The sequence below is a fragment of the Prevotella koreensis genome, assembly GCF_003977605.1.
Classification (GTDB): domain Bacteria; phylum Bacteroidota; class Bacteroidia; order Bacteroidales; family Bacteroidaceae; genus Prevotella; species Prevotella koreensis.
Genome location: NZ_RYYU01000001.1, coordinates 1861573 through 1878477, shown reverse-complemented (window position 1 = coordinate 1878477; position 16905 = coordinate 1861573). Strand labels below are relative to the sequence as shown.

The window sequence follows — 16905 nt, the reverse complement described above, 5'->3', positions numbered from 1 at the left end:
GAAATCCAACAAGCATATAAAAAATTAAAATAAAATAATCTTTTTTATACAAATTAACAAATAGTTAAACGTAATTCGACTTTAAATCAGCGACTTCGAAAATGTTATAAAATCATAATTTCAAAAAGAAACACTATCGACTTTTAATGGAAAGTGTTACCTTTGTGACCTTGAATATTATTTTGATTATAACAAAACCATAAAAAAAGAGATATGAAAAAATTATTATTTTCGCTGGTAATGGTGCTGACAGCACTTACAGCGGCGGCCATCCCTGCAAAGAAAGGGGTGAAGGTCACATTGACATTAACAGACGGCACGCAGGTCGTTACCGAACTGCGAGGCGATGAGTTCGGACATTTCTACGAGGCCGAAGATGGCAGAATATTCGTGGAATCAGAAACCCCGAACGTTTTCATGCTTGCCGACAAAATGCAAGTAATAAAAAAAGCGAACTCAAGAAGGGAAGCGCGCAACATGAATCGCAGCAAGCGTCGCAAGGAGTTCGGCGTACCAACGTCATACACCGGACAGAAAAAAGGAATCATCATACTTGTCAACTATACCGACAAAAGTTTTTTGTCTGAAAACGACAAGCCACGTTTCGACAAAATCGTAAACACCGTTAATTACTCTGAAGGCAAATTCACCGGTTCGGTACACGACTATTTCCATGCACAGAGCAATGGCCAGTTCGACCTTACATTCGATGTTGTGGGTCCTGTAACAGTATCACACGGACATGCATACTATGGAGGAAACGACGCTTATGGCAACGACAAGCGTCCGCAAGACATGATTGTAGAGGCTTGTAACCTCGTGGCAGACAGTGTTAATTTCAAAGATTACGACTGGGATAACAACGGAGAGGTTGACCAAGTATATGTAATCTATGCAGGCAAAGGCGAGGCTGACTCAGGTATCGCCAATACTATCTGGCCTCACGAATGGGAACTTTCTGCAACCGGTAATGTAATAACCATAGATGGTGTGCGCATCAATACATACGCCTGTGGCCCTGAGTTGAACGGCGGTGGCAGTATAAACGGCATCGGAACTATATGCCATGAGTTCACACACTGTCTCGGACTACCTGATTTCTACGATACCAGAGGTCAGAACAATTTCGGTCTTGATTCATGGTCGGTAATGGACTATGGATGCTATAACAACAACGGTTTCACACCGTGTAACTATACCGGCTACGAGCGTATGTTCTGCGGTTGGGTAAAGCCTACCGAACTGAAGAATAACACTACAGTAACAGACATGAAGTCATTGGCTGACTTCGGCGAAGTTTTCATCATGAGAAACCCTGCTCACGCAGACGAATACTACATTCTGCAAAACGTTCAGCAGAAGGGTTGGGACATCTATGCCGGTGGCAAAGGACTGCTCATCATGCACGTTGACTATGACAAATCAGTATGGCAGAACAACTCTGTAAACACTACATCGACCCGTCAGCGCTGCACTATCTTCCCTGCAGACAACAAACTTTCGCATTATTCTGTTTCAGGTGACCCATTCCCATACGGTGCGAAAAAAAGTTTTGGCAACACCACTTCACCCGCTGCGAAACTGTACAACTTTAATACCGACGGAAAAAAACTGATGAACATCGAGATTACAGATATCAAGAATAACAGCGACGGGACAGTTTCGTTCAACTTCGTGAACAACAACGACGGTGGCAACGACCCTGAAGAACCGGAAGGTGACATTATTTTCAAGGAGACATTCGACAAGTGTAACGGCACCGGAGGTAACGACAACAGTTGGGATGGCACGGTAGCAAGTGCTGCATTCACGCCGGACAACAAGGACTGGACTTCTACAAGTTCGTTCGGTGGAAACAAGTGCGCACGCTTCGGCACAAGCAATATTGCCGGTTCGGCAACAACACCACAGATAGCAATAAACGGTATGACCACCATGACATTCAAGGCAGCACCTTGGAGCAACGACCAAAGCACTTTGGAAGTGACATCCTCGAACGAGAATGTTGTCGTATCAAAAACCGATTTCGCAATGAACAACAACGTATGGAACGAAATTACCGTAACACTGACCGGAAACGGCGACACCAAACTAACGTTCGCAGTTAAAGGAAAGCGTTTCTTCCTTGACGACATCACCCTGATTAAAGAAGCCACAACAGGTATAAACATCATCAACACCATGAAAGACGACAAGAGCATGCGCGTATATAGCATCGACGGCCGCTATCTCGGCAATGACATTAACGCTCTCGGCAGAGGACTTTATATCGTTGGCGGAAAGAAAATCGTGAAATAAGAAAACGGTAAAAGCATGGTGTTAAATGAAACGTCACTTATCAAAACCTATATATCATCGGGCTCGACACTCTGTCGGGTCCGATGTTTTTTATCATCATTCCTGCTATCTTGCCATAGCATATCACTACACCTCCATCACAATTCATTAATCAGACGAAACCAACTGCAACTCCGCAGACACACATATCTTACCACGTAAAACGCAACAAGACAAAAAAATAACGCGCTATGTTTTCTTTCTATCAAAAGAAATCACTATATTTGCGAAAAATTTCGCAACAAACATCTTCGCAATATGAGAAATCCATTTAAGTTCGGTACCGTGGTTGACGGCGAGTTCTTCACCGACAGGGTGAACGAACTGGAGCAGATAAGGCATATATTGCAGAGCGATAATCATCTCGTACTCATCAGTCCGCGCAGATATGGCAAGACAAGTTTGGTGATGAAAGCCGTTAAACTGTCAGAGATGCCATACATCATGCTCAATATGCAAGACGTTGTGAGCACGGAAGACCTATCAGCCAAACTGATAAAGGCTGTCTTCAAAATCTATCCTTGGGAACACCTCAAACACCTTATGACGCACTTTCGTGTAACGCCGACAATCTCGGTAAATCCCGTAAGCAACGCAATAGATGTGTCGTTCCAACCAAGAATAAACTCTGATACAGTTCTTGAAGATGCCATGTCGATGCTCGCAAAAGTGGCCGACAAAGACAAACGACTTGTAGTGGTACTTGATGAGTTTCAGGAAATAACATCAATAGATAAAGGACTCGACAAAAAACTGCGTAGCATAATGCAGTTACAACAAAACATAAACTACATTTTCCTTGGAAGTCAGGAGTCGATGATGGCAGAGATTTTCGAGCATAAGAAATCTCCTTTCTATCATTTTGGTATGTTGATGCGACTGAACAATATACCCGAAAGCGATTTCCAAGAATATCTCACGACAAGGTTAAAACCCATTTTAGAAGAAAAAGCGGATGCCGTAACACACAATATAATAGAAACAACAAGATGTCATCCGTACTATACTCAGCAACTTGCATCCAGAGTATGGGAATTGGCGGAATACCAAGGAATAGAAGATAACGTCGCAGAAGAGGCCGTAAAGGGCATTGTATTGGCACATGACTTAGACTTCGAGCGTCTTTGGATGGCACTGAACAAGACCGACAGGCACACAATGATTGAAATATGCCAAGGAAAAAACCCCATACATTCACTCGATAAAGCAACAAGCACAACTTTCAGCAGTTTGAAACGACTACTGAAAAGCGGTTTTATTATCCGTGAAAATCGTTACGACATAGAAGACCCGTTCTTTAAACAGTGGATTACAGAAAGACAAAAATAATAACAACAGACAGTAATATAAATCCCACATCTCATTAATTGCGAAATTTTTCGCAACGAAATTTTTCGCAACGAACAACATTTTGAAAATCAAAGAAATATATAACGAATAATATTAAAACAAATAAACATTTTATTTATGAAAACTATCGGATTAGTATTTACATTCATGCTTATTGCCATTTGTGGCAAGGCACAGTCATTAACAGTTTTTATTCACGACACCAACGGAAAATACACTAACCTCAGAAGTACTCCTAACGGAAAGATAGTGAAGAAATTGAGTACCAAAGGAACATTTATTCTCGAAGTGGAAGACCCGCGAAACGGCTGGTGGGAGATAGATGACGACATATTCGACTGCGATGAAGAGAAAGAGATAGATCTTGATAACTCGAATCACGATTACTTTATCCACTACTCCACAATTGCTGTAGGTACGCGCAACTATGGAGGGCAACGTCTCTATCTGCGTAAAGCGGCAAACGAAAAATCGGCTGTGGTATATACTTTCAACGAAGAAATAGAACTGCGACCAATGGATATAAAAAACGGTTGGGTGAAAGTACAGACACTCGACAAGAAACATACGGGATGGATAGAGGAGGAATGGCTGTGCGGCAACCCGTTTACAAACTGCTGTTGAACGCGCAATCGCCTTATTTCAGAATATAATTATTCCGAATTTCAGAATTTCTTTACTCTCAAGGACACTATTTTTCATAGTAATTTCGTATCTTTGCGCACAAATATTTTAATTGCAATGGAACAGAAGAAAAACTTTAAGCGCACAACGGTAACATCGGCATTGCCCTATGCAAATGGCGGAGTGCACATCGGACACTTGGCCGGAGTGTATGTACCGGCCGACATTTATGTGCGCTATCTCAGGCTGAAAAAAGAAGAAGTGGTGTTCATCGGAGGCTCGGACGAGCACGGTGTACCGGTGACAATGCGCGCAAGAAAAGAGGGCATTACACCGCAAGATGTGGTTGACCGCTACCACAAAATGATAAAAGACTCATTCGAGCAGTTCGGCATATCATTCGATGTGTATAGCCGCACAACAAGCAAGACGCACCATAAGTTCGCCTCAGAGTTTTTCAAAAAACTGTATAACGAGGGCAAACTGATAGAGGAGACAACAAAACAATACTATGACGAGGAAACCCGTCAGTTCCTTGCTGACAGATACATCATAGGTGAGTGTCCATACTGCCACAGCGAGGGGGCTTATGGCGACCAGTGTGAGAAATGCGGACGCGACCTGTCGCCGACAGAACTCATCAATCCCAAGAGTACGATAAGTGGCTCGGAACCGGTGCTTAAAGACACCAAGAACTGGTATCTGCCGCTCGACAAGTATCAGGACTGGCTCAGAAAGTGGATTTTGGAAGGACATAAGGAATGGCGACCGAACGTTTACGGACAGTGCAAGTCATGGCTCGATATGGACTTACAGCCGCGAGCAATGACGCGCGACCTCGACTGGGGCATTCCGGTTCCGGTGGAAGGGGCTGAAGGTAAAGTGCTATACGTATGGTTCGATGCGCCTATCGGTTACGTATCAAACACCAAAGAACTCTGCGAAAGCAACCCTGACAAGTGGGGAACATGGCAGAAATGGTGGCAGGATAAGGATACACGACTCGTGCATTTCATCGGAAAAGACAACATTGTGTTCCATTGTATCATCTTCCCGACAATGATGAAGGCGCACGGCAAGTATATCATGCCCGACAACGTGCCGTCAAACGAGTTCCTGAACCTTGAGAACGACAAGATAAGCACAAGCCGCAACTGGGCCGTATGGCTGCATGAGTATCTTGTGGAAATGCCCGACAAACAAGATGTGCTGCGCTATGTGCTAACAGCAAACGCTCCGGAGACGAAAGACAACAACTTCATGTGGAAGGACTTTCAGGAGCACAACAACTCGGAGTTGGTGGCGATCTATGGCAACTTCGTGAATCGCGCATTGCAACTCACCAAAAAATATTTCGATGGTGTGGTGCCGGAGCGTGGCGAGTTGCTCGACATAGACAAGACTACTCTCGAAGAACTCGGTTGCGTGAAAGCAAAAATCGAAACGTTGCTCGACCAGTTCAAGTTCCGCGAAGCACAGTTCGAGGCAATGAATCTTGCACGTCTCGGCAACCGTTATATCACGGAATGTGAACCATGGAAAGTGTGGAAATCTGACCCGAAACGCGTGGAGACGGTACTTAATATCTGTCTGCAACTCACTGCAAACCTATCCATCGCCTTCGAACCGTTCCTGCCGTTCTCGTCAAAGAAACTTCAGGACATGTTGAACATCGACATGGCCGACTCTTCTGCCACAACACAAGCAACGACAACGGAGACACAACTCACATGGGAATGTCTCGGAAGCGCCGACATTTTGAAGCCAGGACATCGCTTGGCAGAACCTGCTCTGCTCTTCGAGAAAATAGAAGATGAGACCATAGAAAAACAAATCCGGAAACTCGAAGATACAAAGAAGGCCAACGAGGCTGCCGAATATAAGGCCGAACCGATAAAGGCTGACGTTGACTTCGACACTTTCGAGAAGATGGACATACGTGTAGGAAAGGTTTTGAGATGCGAGAAAGTGAAGAAGTCCAAGAAACTTCTGCAGTTCGCAATAGACGATGGCAGTGGCGTGGAGCGCACCATTCTCAGTGGTATTGCTGCCTACTACGAACCGGAACAACTCATAGGGAAACAGGTGTTGTTCGTTGCCAACTTCGCACCGCGCAAGATGATGGGCATCGAAAGTCAAGGCATGATTCTCTCTGCTGTAAATGCTGATGGTTCGCTACATGTGACAACGGTTCATGATGAGGTGAAGCCGGGTAGTCAGGTAGGGTAGTTTGGTTGAGCGGTAAGTGTTGAGCGTTGAGCGTTGAGCGATGAATGTTTAGCGTTCTTTCTCCGCTTCGCTTTGAAAGCGTTTCCTGTCGGAAACGAGTGGAGTGATGAACGGTGAGCGGATTAACCTCTTATTTGCCAACGACTTATGCCACAAAAGCAAACCAAGAAGCAACTTATATAATGCAAAACAGGCGAAATTGCTCATCAATTTCGCCTGTTTTGGTTTTCAAATTCGCCCAAATTGATTTGCAATTTCGCCCATTTTGTTCTGCGATTTATGGCAGATAGTATTTTCCACGATATTCAAGCACTTTCATATCCACAAACTTTTGGAAAATAAAAGTGTAGCAAATTTGGATATAAAGCATAAAAACAGTAACTTTGCAAGCGCAAATGCAACATTTTTTATTTATGCCACGGTTGCAGTTGCAAAGTCATAACGGTCCCATAGTTCAATGGATAGAACAAGTCTCTCCTAAAGATTAGATCCGAGTTCGATTCTCGGTGGGACTACTATATAACAAAAGTTATGAGTAATATCACTGCATACCATCTGCTATTTTCTTGCCCAAAATATCAAAAATGGGGCTTGATATTGAATAATCCTTGGACTTATGTATTACATACCTCACACACAATCGTAGTAACTGATGCTCTGAAGAAAGGCATTAGCATATTCTACGAATGTGTGTGAGAATAATCAGATCAATGGTGCAAACATCACTATTGATTGAAAGCCTGGATGTCCTGAAGCGAAACTGTGCCCGACATGTTTATCACCGTGACTTCATCACTTTCAACGTTCAGCAGATAGAAGTCGTTCTTATTTCCCGGCAGGGACTTATGATAGATTGTAACGTCTTCGCCATCGTCGTTGACAGTCATCGCAACCTCATATTTGTTTCGTTTCATGTAAGAAACCACATACGCCTTGATTTCTCCTAACAGTCTCTTTTTCTCGCAATCCAAAATGTATATTTTGTCTATCCCGGAACTGATTTTCCCTGCGTCATATTCGCCGATTTTTTTGTTTTTCATCATCGACAACATCGCCTTACCTATGTAAACAACAGATACGTCTTTGTTGTTCTTATACTTGTCAAACACAGTTGCCTGCGCGAATGTCATGCTGCAAATCATTGCAAGCATTGCAATAACCATTATTCTTTTCATTGTTTTACGTTTTTATTAGTTGTTTTATCCATTATGTCAAACCCTTTGTTGATACAGTCAGAGAATTTTGCGAGTGCTTTCTCCGCCTCTCTCTGTGCCATTTCGGGGTCGTTATATGTTTCCTGTTCCTCGGCATACTTCACGGCATCGGGTTCACGTAGTGTCGGAATGGCTATTCCAACGATGAGGGCGATACCGGCGGCAATGCCTATCGTCCAGCGCATTACTGCTATTCTGACACGCTTTTCCGACCTTCTCTCAATGCTGTTCCATTGGTCTATCTGTCTTGAAAGTCGATGTTCCAGTCCGAGGGGAACCTCAGGTTGGGGGGTGAGGGATTGGAGGAGCGATGAGCGGTGAGCGTTGAGTGTTGAGCGTTGAGCGATGAGCGATGAATGTTCTTTCTCCGCTTCGCTTTGAAAGAGTTTCCTATCAGAGCCGAGAGGAGCGTTGAGCGATGCTTCATGAAGCAGTTTTTCCTCCTCTTCGGTAGTTTCTCCGTTGAAGAATTTCTCTACCAGTATGTCCGTTTCAGATTTTTTCATCTTCATTGTTTGTTTTGAATTGTTGTCTTATGGTTTGTCGTGCGCGGCTCAGCGAAGTCCTCACCCCTGCCTCAGACAGTCCTATCTGCTGTGCTATCTGCTCGAACGTATAGCCTTCGAGGTCTTTCATCGTTATTATCCGGCGCTGCTGTTCGGGCAGTTTTTCTATCAATAGGAGTACGCGTTGCATCGTTTCCGCCGCAATCATATTGCTGTCGGGAGTGCTGTTCTCCTTTACTACGATGCTTGCCGGGTCGCAGTCTCGTTCTTCAATATGCCTTCTCCGTTGCTTGTCAAGGAATATGTTGCGCATTGTACGTATGCCAAAAGAGAGCGGACTCTCAAGGTCATGAATATCGTTGCGCTTCAGCCACAACCTCATAAAAGCCTCCTGCACCAAGTCTTCAGCCTCTGCAGTATTAGCGGTGAGACGCATTGCTACCCAATACATCTGCTTATGACAGGGCAGGAAAAGGTATTTAAAATCTGAAGCGGTCATCAGATGAATGGTTCTATTGGTTCATCAAACTTTCAAGATTCATCTTGCCGCACATCCTGACCACCGTAAACGATTCGTCTTCCTTGTCTGTAGCGATGACCACGAACTCATTAGCATCGTTCATTTCTCCGCGTGCAAGAATCCTTACGTAATCTCCATCGCTAATAGTATTTATTACTTCGCTGTAGCCATCGGCCTCAATATTGAGTTTCTTGGCATCTTTAACGAACTTCTTAACGCGCTTTCCGGCTTTTTCCATAGTAAGAATATTAATGGAATCGAGCCTCACCATTCCCGGCATTTTGTCTATCGGACCTATATTGATACCACTTTTACTAAAGCCGTTTTTAAGCATTTCCGGGCCTAAATTCACTAATTCCACTCCAGATATGGCACTGTATTTGTCGATAAATTTCTGTATGCTCTGCGCCATCATAGGCATTGCCAAGACCATAATCACCAAAGTTACAAATAGTTTCTTCATTGTTTTTCTTTTTTTCAGTTAATAAAAATACGTTGTTTGAAGCGCTTTCTATATCAAGGACGCATTTTTTCGGATTTTGTTTCAGTAAAAACAATAAAAAAATCCTTTCCTTACAAGAAATCGTATGGAAAGGATTTGTAATGCTGTCAATGTCAGAACATTTTAGCCACTCTGGCTATTCCCGCCGCAAGTATATCTACCTCGTCTTTCGTATTATAGAGTGCGAAAGAAGCACGCACGGTTCCGAGTATGCCGAGACGAACCATGATAGGCTGCGCGCAGTGGTGTCCGGTGCGCACAGCGATGCCGAGACGGTCAAGGAGGGTGCCGATGTCGAGGTGGTGGATGAGGGTTGAGCGTTGAGCGTTGAGCGTTGAGCGTTGTTTCTCTGCTTCACTGTTAAAGCGTCCATTGTCGGAGCCGAGCGGAGCGTTGAGGGATGATGGTTGAGCGTTGAGGGATGAGGTGGGGTTGAATAAATTGAAAGAGACTACGGCATCGTGAGTTCCCGCAGGTGCGGAAAGTGGCAGACCGTAGATTTGCAAGCCTTCAATCTCGCTCAGTTTTTCCATCGCATAGCGTGTCAGTTCGTGCTCATGGGCAGAGATATTGTCCATGCCGAGAGTCTCGATATAGTCGATTGCACGCGACAGTCCATGCGTAGCGATATAGTCGGGAGTGCCGGCCTCAAACTTGAAAGGCAACCGCTCGAAAGTGGTATGCTCGAAAGTGACACGGTCTATCATCTCTCCCCCACCCTGATAAGGCGGCATCTGCTCAAGCCACCGCTCCTTTCCGTAGAGCACGCCGATACCGGTGGGGCCATACATCTTATGTCCGGAAAATGCGAAGAAGTCGCAATCGAGTTCCCTGACATCAATCTTGAAGTGCGGAGCACTCTGCGCACCGTCTATCATCACCGGCACATCATGTTCGTGGGCAATGCGTATTATTTCGGCAACAGGGTTAACCGTGCCCAGAGCATTGCTCACATGGGCCACGCTCACTATCTTAGTGCGATTAGTGAACAGCCGTTCGTATTCGTCAATTACCAGTTGTCCGTCGTCGGTCATTGGTATGACGCGCAGTTTTATACCGCGTTTCGCAGCCTGAAGTTGCCACGGAACGATGTTGGAATGGTGTTCCATTGTCGATACTATCACCTCATCGCCCTCTTTCATGAACTGCTCAGAGAACGACGAAGCCACAAGATTAAGACTCTCTGTGGTGCCGCGGGTGAAGATAACCTCCTCTATCTTTTCTGCATTGATGAACTTACGAACATTTTCACGGGCAGCCTCATGCAGGTCGGTGGCCTGCTGCGAGAGGTAATGCACACCGCGGTGAACATTCGCATTGACGTTGTAGTATTCTTCAGTCATCGCATCCACCACCATACGCGGCTTCTGCGTGGTAGCCGCATTGTCGAGATATACCAGCGGTTTGCCATACACCTCGCGGCTCAATATCGGGAAATCTTCCCGCACTTTATTTATATCGTACACTTGCTATATTAAAAATAAAATGTTAAACACTAAATGTTGAATATCAAAAGACGAAGAGACGGCAATATCATTCGCTGTATCTCTTTGCACTTATCATGACTGCAAATTTAATACTTTTCAGCGAAAAAGGCAACAATGCACCATATTTTTACGCTCCGTCATTCGTCAACTACCACCGTTACAGCCGTCCCCGTGCCGGTGTATTCGGGAGCATAGGCGCACTGTGCGGTCACTGTTCCCGACTTGTAAGTTCCGACACGGTCAACATAGAACATCTTCTCTATCACCCACTCGCCACGTGGCATTTGGGCAATGAAATAGTCCGTACGTGTATCGCGCGAACTCACATAGCATCTCAGAGTATAGTCGTAACCACTGGTCTGCATCACCGGTTCGAGACAAGCGGGCCTACGGTCGGACACTTGCACGAAATCGAAGTCGCGCACGGCTTTCACCGTGATGCGCACCGTAACCCTGTCGCCAAGTCGCAGATGGTCTGCAGGCTTTCCGTCTTTCAATATCTCTCGCTTCACCGTTATGTCACTGCCTGACGATTCCACATCATCGACATCGCATATCATCTGTGCATACACCGCTCCCCACGATGTTCCGTCAGCCGGTTTGTCTATAACAACCTGCCGCTTCCCCTCTGCCGGCATCGTAACTTTCACATAACCCTCGGCACGTGTGACACCCTCCATCGGCAATGGGTCGCCATCCACGGTGATGCTTGCCGGCGAACCACCCAATCCAAAGGCATTTTCACGACCTGTAATGAAAGCATTCACTGCATCTACTGCGGCAATCGACGACTCCCACATCTGTGTACGCTTCTCTTGCAACAGCCAGCGTTGCATCTCGCCAATGGTCTCACGGTCGTCGGGTGTTATCAATGCGAGAGCCTCTATAGCCTTTGTCTGCGTCGGAATCTTATAACTACGCCATGAATACAACGCCTTTCCGGTATCGAAATAACGACCTCGCTCCGGATCTGATATGGAATATTGTTTCACACTCTCGGCATAGTCGCGCGCCAAAGAGTCCTTACCCATGTCATGGAATATTATAGCACAGAGCGCACGTTCGTATATAGAACCGTGTCGGAAGCATCCGTCGAGCAGCGAGACAAGATAGTCCTTGTCTTCGTTCTGTTGCTGCGTTAGTTGCGGTTTTGCCTTGGCACAAAGATAAAGATATTCCACCATGAAGCGCGATGGTACCTGCCGTTCCTCCTTTTTCAATGCCTTGACATGCTCTTCCATTGCCGAGGCGAGATAGGCGAACGCTTTAGTTTGCATCGTATTCATCTTTATTTTATTGTCTGTGAGACCTACCATCTGTGCGTTTACAAGCGCATCGAGTGTCAGCAGAGTTATGCTCTCACTGCCATTCATTCCCGGGAACCACCCCCACGAACCGTCTTCATTTTGCCTATCGTCTATACGTTCCATGTCTTTATCTATTTTCTTCGTCAGCGACCTGACATTCAGGAATTCGGCAAGACGGCGTTTCTGTTCCGTCTCGTTCTTTGCCGCCATTGCCCAAGGTGTTTCTTGCAGCACAATGTTTAACAGTTGTTCGTTGCGTTGCAGGTTTCCGGTCGGTGTGTCTGCCTCGCTATCGGCCTTGTTCCATGCCACGAGCGAGTCGGCAAGTGCCGGATTTTCGGTAACAAGACGCTTTCCGAAACTGTTCACGAACAACGCTCCGCTCTGACAAAGTATGCAATCGTCAAACGGAGTGGTATAAGCATGAAGAGACTGTAGCATTAACATCGATGGGTTATTAGTGTATTCGATTGAGAGTGATGCGTCGAGTGATGAAGGAGAGAGTAAAGAGGCGATGTCAATAGTCTTCTTTCCGCTGCCATACATAGTGAAAGGCCGTGTACGCATAACGAGTTCGCGACGACTGAGCAACGGCAGATAGTGTTGCTCGCCGTCTGAAGAAATGCCATCGGAGGCCATCATCTTACAAATAAGCAATGTAGGATCGTCAGCCTGCGGGGCATAATGGAACGTTGCTACTGCGGTCTGCTCGGCCGCTGCGTCAAACTCCACATCCTCCGTATAGACCTCACGTTCCGTCTCCGGATCTATGAGCACGAGGCGCGCTGTGCCCTTTACGTTGCGGTCGGAGATATTGAGGATGCGGGCAGAGAGGTGCGCATCGTCGCCTACACGCAAGAATCGCGGCATGTTAGGCTGTAGCATGAAGTCCTTGGCCGCCACAATACTGCAATCCATATTACCGACATATAGATCCTTGGTATGTGCGAACATTTTCAGTTGCCATTTTGTCAGACTTTCCGGCATGGTGAATCCTATTGCCACATTGCCACGGTCATCGGTGCGCAGGTTGGGATAACAGAATGCAAGTTCGTTGAGATTTTCACGCACCGGAACTGCACTGAAATCGGTTGAGGCAGTCTTATCCGGCGCGGATTTTGTCGGTTCGAAAGACACTAAATTGCTAATGGCTATACCGGCAGTGGCTCCGAAAAGGGCAGATTCTATTTCATCGTTGCTATAACAGCCATATACACCATCTGCAACGATAGATGATCTGCCCCGAACACGCACTTCACTTCCTTTGAAACTCTTATTTGTGGCAATTGCATAAGCCGACACCACCACTTCATCTATCGGAACTCCATCGTTGTCAAGACGAATGAGCATATTGTTGGGAGTGCTGATTCCCGTCCAAGTTGCACACCCTATAAACTTCACCATAAAAGGCGTTCCCACAGGAATATCAATCTTGAAATTACCGTCTATATCTGTAAAGGTACCGACTTTTTCGTCCATCGACATCACTGTGGCACCAATCACTGGCTCTTTATTTATATCTATTACCTTTCCATAAACGTAAGGTCTCACGCTGTTCACCATCAGAGCCGTTCCATGAAGAAAATGTTCGGGCAACAGCACTAACGGCAATGCGTATGAAAACATGTTCTCGCCTACCAATATCTCACTTGAAATGACACTAATATTAGGAACATCATGACTATTGTTTTCCAAATAATGCGGCCACCAATGACTCTCTATCAAGTCGAGCGCAGCATCATACATCGTTGCAAAGACATTGGCTCGTGCTGCAGTACCGTCGGGCTTCGTCACGTTGAGCATCCATTGTTCGGTCTGTCCGGGCTGCAATCTGTCGCGGAAGGTTTCCCATTTCATTTTCAGATGGTAATCGTCTTTCTTCTTCGTAATCCTGAAATTATGCTCGTAGAGTTTTCCGTCACGATACCACATCACAGCCACCAGTATTCCGTCGCCATAACGTTTCTGATAGTATATATCCCGACTCACTATGCTGTCTGTCATATCAAAGCGCCCTTCCTCAAGGACTTTATTGCCGGAAAATATTGCGTATGCAACGCTGACATCGGCATCGCTCGAACCAATCTGTATCGTTACGGGGGTCTTTCCGGTCGGGTCTAAAACGGAGCTCGTGGCATAGAACCATGAACGAGTGTCGTAACAAGGGCGTTTGTTGGCAATGTCGAACACTATCACTTCGCGCTTCAGGGTGTCGCCCATACAAGTGGCATAGAGCCAATACTTGCCGTCGGGCACCTCTGCCGGTATTTCCACGCTCACCTTTTTATTACCCTGCTTTGTCACGGAATATTTCTCATAGCCCTCGAACCAATAGGTAATTGGCAGCGACTGCACAACCTTGTTGCCGTTGACACTCCACAATTTGAGGTTGCCGATGCTCTTACGTTCATACACATTGTCGTAAAAGATATTGCACATCATGCTTACCGGCTTCTCGGAAAGCGTCATCTGATAATATCTTTGGCTGTGCGTTTCGCCTGCCCTGTCGGTCACTTTCGCCGTGACATTAATATATATTGGCGACTTATCATCGCTTTCCTTACTATATATGGCGGGAGTCACCACGGCATTAAAGCACCCTTTAGAATCGGTGACTACCGTAATCAGCGTATCATTTTTACATACTTTACTCTCACTCGACATACTGATACAACTCAATTCAAGCACCACCGTAGCGTCCTGTACCGGCGAGCCCATCAGCGTTTCGGTTTTTCCCGACAAGTGTATCGTGTCACCGAGGACATAGGGAGCAGATTCTTCGTCAAGCGAAACGATGAAAGTGGGCCGTTTGTATTCCTCCACAGAGAACGATTTATATTCTTCCTCATCTTCCGTCTCTACACAAATATCATATTTTCCTGTCGTTCCTGACTTAGGTATAGTGAATTTAACGCTGCAGCAACCATACTCGTCGGTCTTCCCCTTTGCCTTAAAAATTTCCTTACCATTGGTGTCTTCCACTGTAAACACTACCTTTTCTCCCTTTATCGCTTTGGCATTAGGATACTCGAAATTTCGGTATATCAATGCCGTTACATTTACTTCCTGTCCCGGACGATATATGTCACGGTCGGTGAGAACGAGCAGTTTCTGATCATTGTCACGCTCCGCTTCGGTGAAAATATACATGTGACATAATGTTGACCAGCGGTCGGTGGTGGTCTGTGGCATAATGGGCGACTGCATTTTATATTCCACCTTTGCCTCCCCTTTACTGTCGGTCACAGCAACTTGCGTCTGCACATCATCTTCAAAAGCAATCAAACTGACACCGGAAACGGGCTTGCCACTATTAGCATCAACCGCCATAATTCGCGCCACATCATGTGGATAACTCATCATAATAAGTCGCAAGTCGCTGACCCTCACCGGAATTTTGAACGCTTTAAGCGTGTCGGCCATTATCTCCAAGACATATCCGCCCAACGGCAAGGGCGGCATACACAGTTTAGTCTTTCCCCTAAGGTATGGCTCCAACGAAGGAAGCGTGAAAACATTCTCTGCTGCAATCTGTCCTTTCGTTATATTATCAAAATCATAATCGCTTTCAAGAGTCTTGACATTGAGTGACTCGTCAATCTTGTATAACGTAATCTTCACTTCCTTGACATTGACATATTCCATGTTAAGTTCGATGGAATCGCGCGACGAGAACAACGACTTGTCGAGTTTGTAATATACGCTCGGAACGGTAATTGCCGACAATATGTTGCGCAGAACATCCATACGAGGATAGGTAGCATTGCGATTGATGGTCTCTACTATGGCATCATAAGTTTCTTTCACAGAGTATATTTTGTCGCTTCGCATCTTTATACACCGGCGAATGTCAATCTCCGGTGCTATACTCAAATCTCCATATAAGTTCTGCAAAGAATCAAGTATTTCGTATGTTGATAGGCTGGCGTGTCTTCCCTGAGTAGTTTCGGTAGCGTTTCCTGCCGTAACCGAGCGAGGAGCAGACGTGGATTCGTCTAAAATATCGAGTGCGGTGAGTAGTGCTGCCCTGCGGTTTCCTTTCCTTGTATAGTAGTCGTTAAGGAAACGAGTCTTGCCAACGGCGTTGCCGATGAGATAAAGCAGGTCGTCACTCCCTGAAACATTATCCGCTTCACGCAATATATTCACCAGCGGTTGATAGTCTGACGCTTTCTTGCTTGCGAGCAAGTCGGGATTGGCAAGTGCCTGTCGCGAATACACAGTGTCGCCAATTATCGACTGATGCAGGAAAACACAGTAGAAAGCCGATGCCACACCATCTTTCTCTCTCCACTTCAGTTCTTCTTTCTTCATGTACTCCAGAACGTCGTTTACAACTTCCGGACTGAGCAACACACGACAAGAGGCGATGTCGAAATCGGCTTTCAGCAGTTGCGGCATATTGCCTTCCCTCTCTGCTTTCGCCTTTATTTTCTCCATTGTTGCAATATACGACTGCGGTTTGAAACCTCGCTCCTTCTCTACCTCGCCCCACAACTCATCATAACTCTGCGCCGATGCCGACAGACAAGAAACCGTCAGCAACACCAACAATATAAACTTCCTCATATCAACAAAAATTCAATGTTACTCTTTTTTATACTTGCATTCCCTGCATAACATGTGCAAATATAAAATATTTAAACAATAAAACCAATAGTACGCCACACTTTTCTGAACAAGAAACCTAATACAAGCCAATCATTAATACCGTCTTAGTTTCTCATACATCACCTTTACCTCAGCAATCTCGCCCAATTTGCAGACCAATTTCGGCGAATTTACTTTTCAAAATCGCCGAAATTAAAAAGAAGTTCTTAGCAAATAGC

At 45.6% G+C, this 16905-nt stretch carries 10 protein-coding genes and 1 tRNA gene; 5 read left to right on the top strand and 6 right to left on the bottom strand.

Features of this window, described 5'->3' with window-relative positions:
- Window positions 1-213 precede the first annotated feature (213 nt).
- The 5 genes from EHV08_RS07940 (at window position 214) to EHV08_RS07920 (ending at window position 7055) form a co-directional block, all read left to right on the top strand.
- Window positions 214-2298, top strand: a complete 2085-nt coding sequence (locus EHV08_RS07940) for a M6 family metalloprotease domain-containing protein (RefSeq protein WP_126678800.1) — start codon at window positions 214-216, stop codon at window positions 2296-2298.
- A 297-nt stretch (window positions 2299-2595) separates the two neighbouring features.
- Window positions 2596-3666, top strand: coding sequence for an AAA family ATPase (locus tag EHV08_RS07935; RefSeq protein WP_126678799.1), 1071 nt, complete (start codon window positions 2596-2598; stop codon window positions 3664-3666).
- Window positions 3667-3804: 138 nt separating this feature from the next.
- Entirely contained in the window at window positions 3805-4311 is a 507-nt protein-coding gene (locus tag EHV08_RS07930; protein ID WP_126678798.1) for an SH3 domain-containing protein, read from the top strand.
- 117 nt (window positions 4312-4428) lie between these two features.
- A complete protein-coding gene (metG, locus tag EHV08_RS07925; RefSeq protein WP_126678797.1) occupies window positions 4429-6540 on the top strand; it encodes a methionine--tRNA ligase in 2112 nt (703 codons plus the stop codon).
- 443 nt (window positions 6541-6983) lie between these two features.
- Window positions 6984-7055: transfer RNA gene (locus EHV08_RS07920), tRNA-Arg, on the top strand.
- Between the two features lie 210 nt (window positions 7056-7265).
- Here the strand turns inward: EHV08_RS07920 and EHV08_RS07915 are convergent.
- From EHV08_RS07915 to EHV08_RS07885, 6 genes are all read right to left on the bottom strand, one after another.
- Window positions 7266-7715 (bottom strand): DUF4252 domain-containing protein, encoded by a 450-nt coding sequence (locus tag EHV08_RS07915; RefSeq protein WP_126678796.1) that lies wholly within the window; start codon window positions 7713-7715, stop codon window positions 7266-7268.
- The gene (locus tag EHV08_RS07910) at window positions 7712-8260 is read right to left on the bottom strand and encodes a hypothetical protein (RefSeq protein WP_126678795.1); all 549 of its coding nucleotides are present in this window, start codon (window positions 8258-8260) and stop codon (window positions 7712-7714) included. Before EHV08_RS07910 ends, EHV08_RS07915 begins: the two co-directional genes overlap by 4 nt.
- On the bottom strand, window positions 8247-8759 hold the full coding sequence (locus EHV08_RS07905) for an RNA polymerase sigma factor (RefSeq protein ID WP_126678794.1): 513 nt from the start codon (window positions 8757-8759) through the stop codon (window positions 8247-8249). Before EHV08_RS07905 ends, EHV08_RS07910 begins: the two co-directional genes overlap by 14 nt.
- Window positions 8760-8772: 13 nt before the next feature.
- Entirely contained in the window at window positions 8773-9243 is a 471-nt protein-coding gene (locus EHV08_RS07900; protein ID WP_126678793.1) for a DUF4252 domain-containing protein, read from the bottom strand.
- A gap of 152 nt (window positions 9244-9395) precedes the next feature.
- Complete coding sequence (locus tag EHV08_RS07890) at window positions 9396-10748, bottom strand: aminotransferase class V-fold PLP-dependent enzyme (RefSeq protein WP_238988044.1); 1353 nt, start codon at window positions 10746-10748, stop codon at window positions 9396-9398.
- Window positions 10749-10906: 158 nt separating this feature from the next.
- Window positions 10907-16645, bottom strand: coding sequence for an alpha-2-macroglobulin family protein (locus EHV08_RS07885; protein ID WP_126678792.1), 5739 nt, complete (start codon window positions 16643-16645; stop codon window positions 10907-10909).
- Between the last annotated feature and the right edge of the window lie 260 nt (window positions 16646-16905).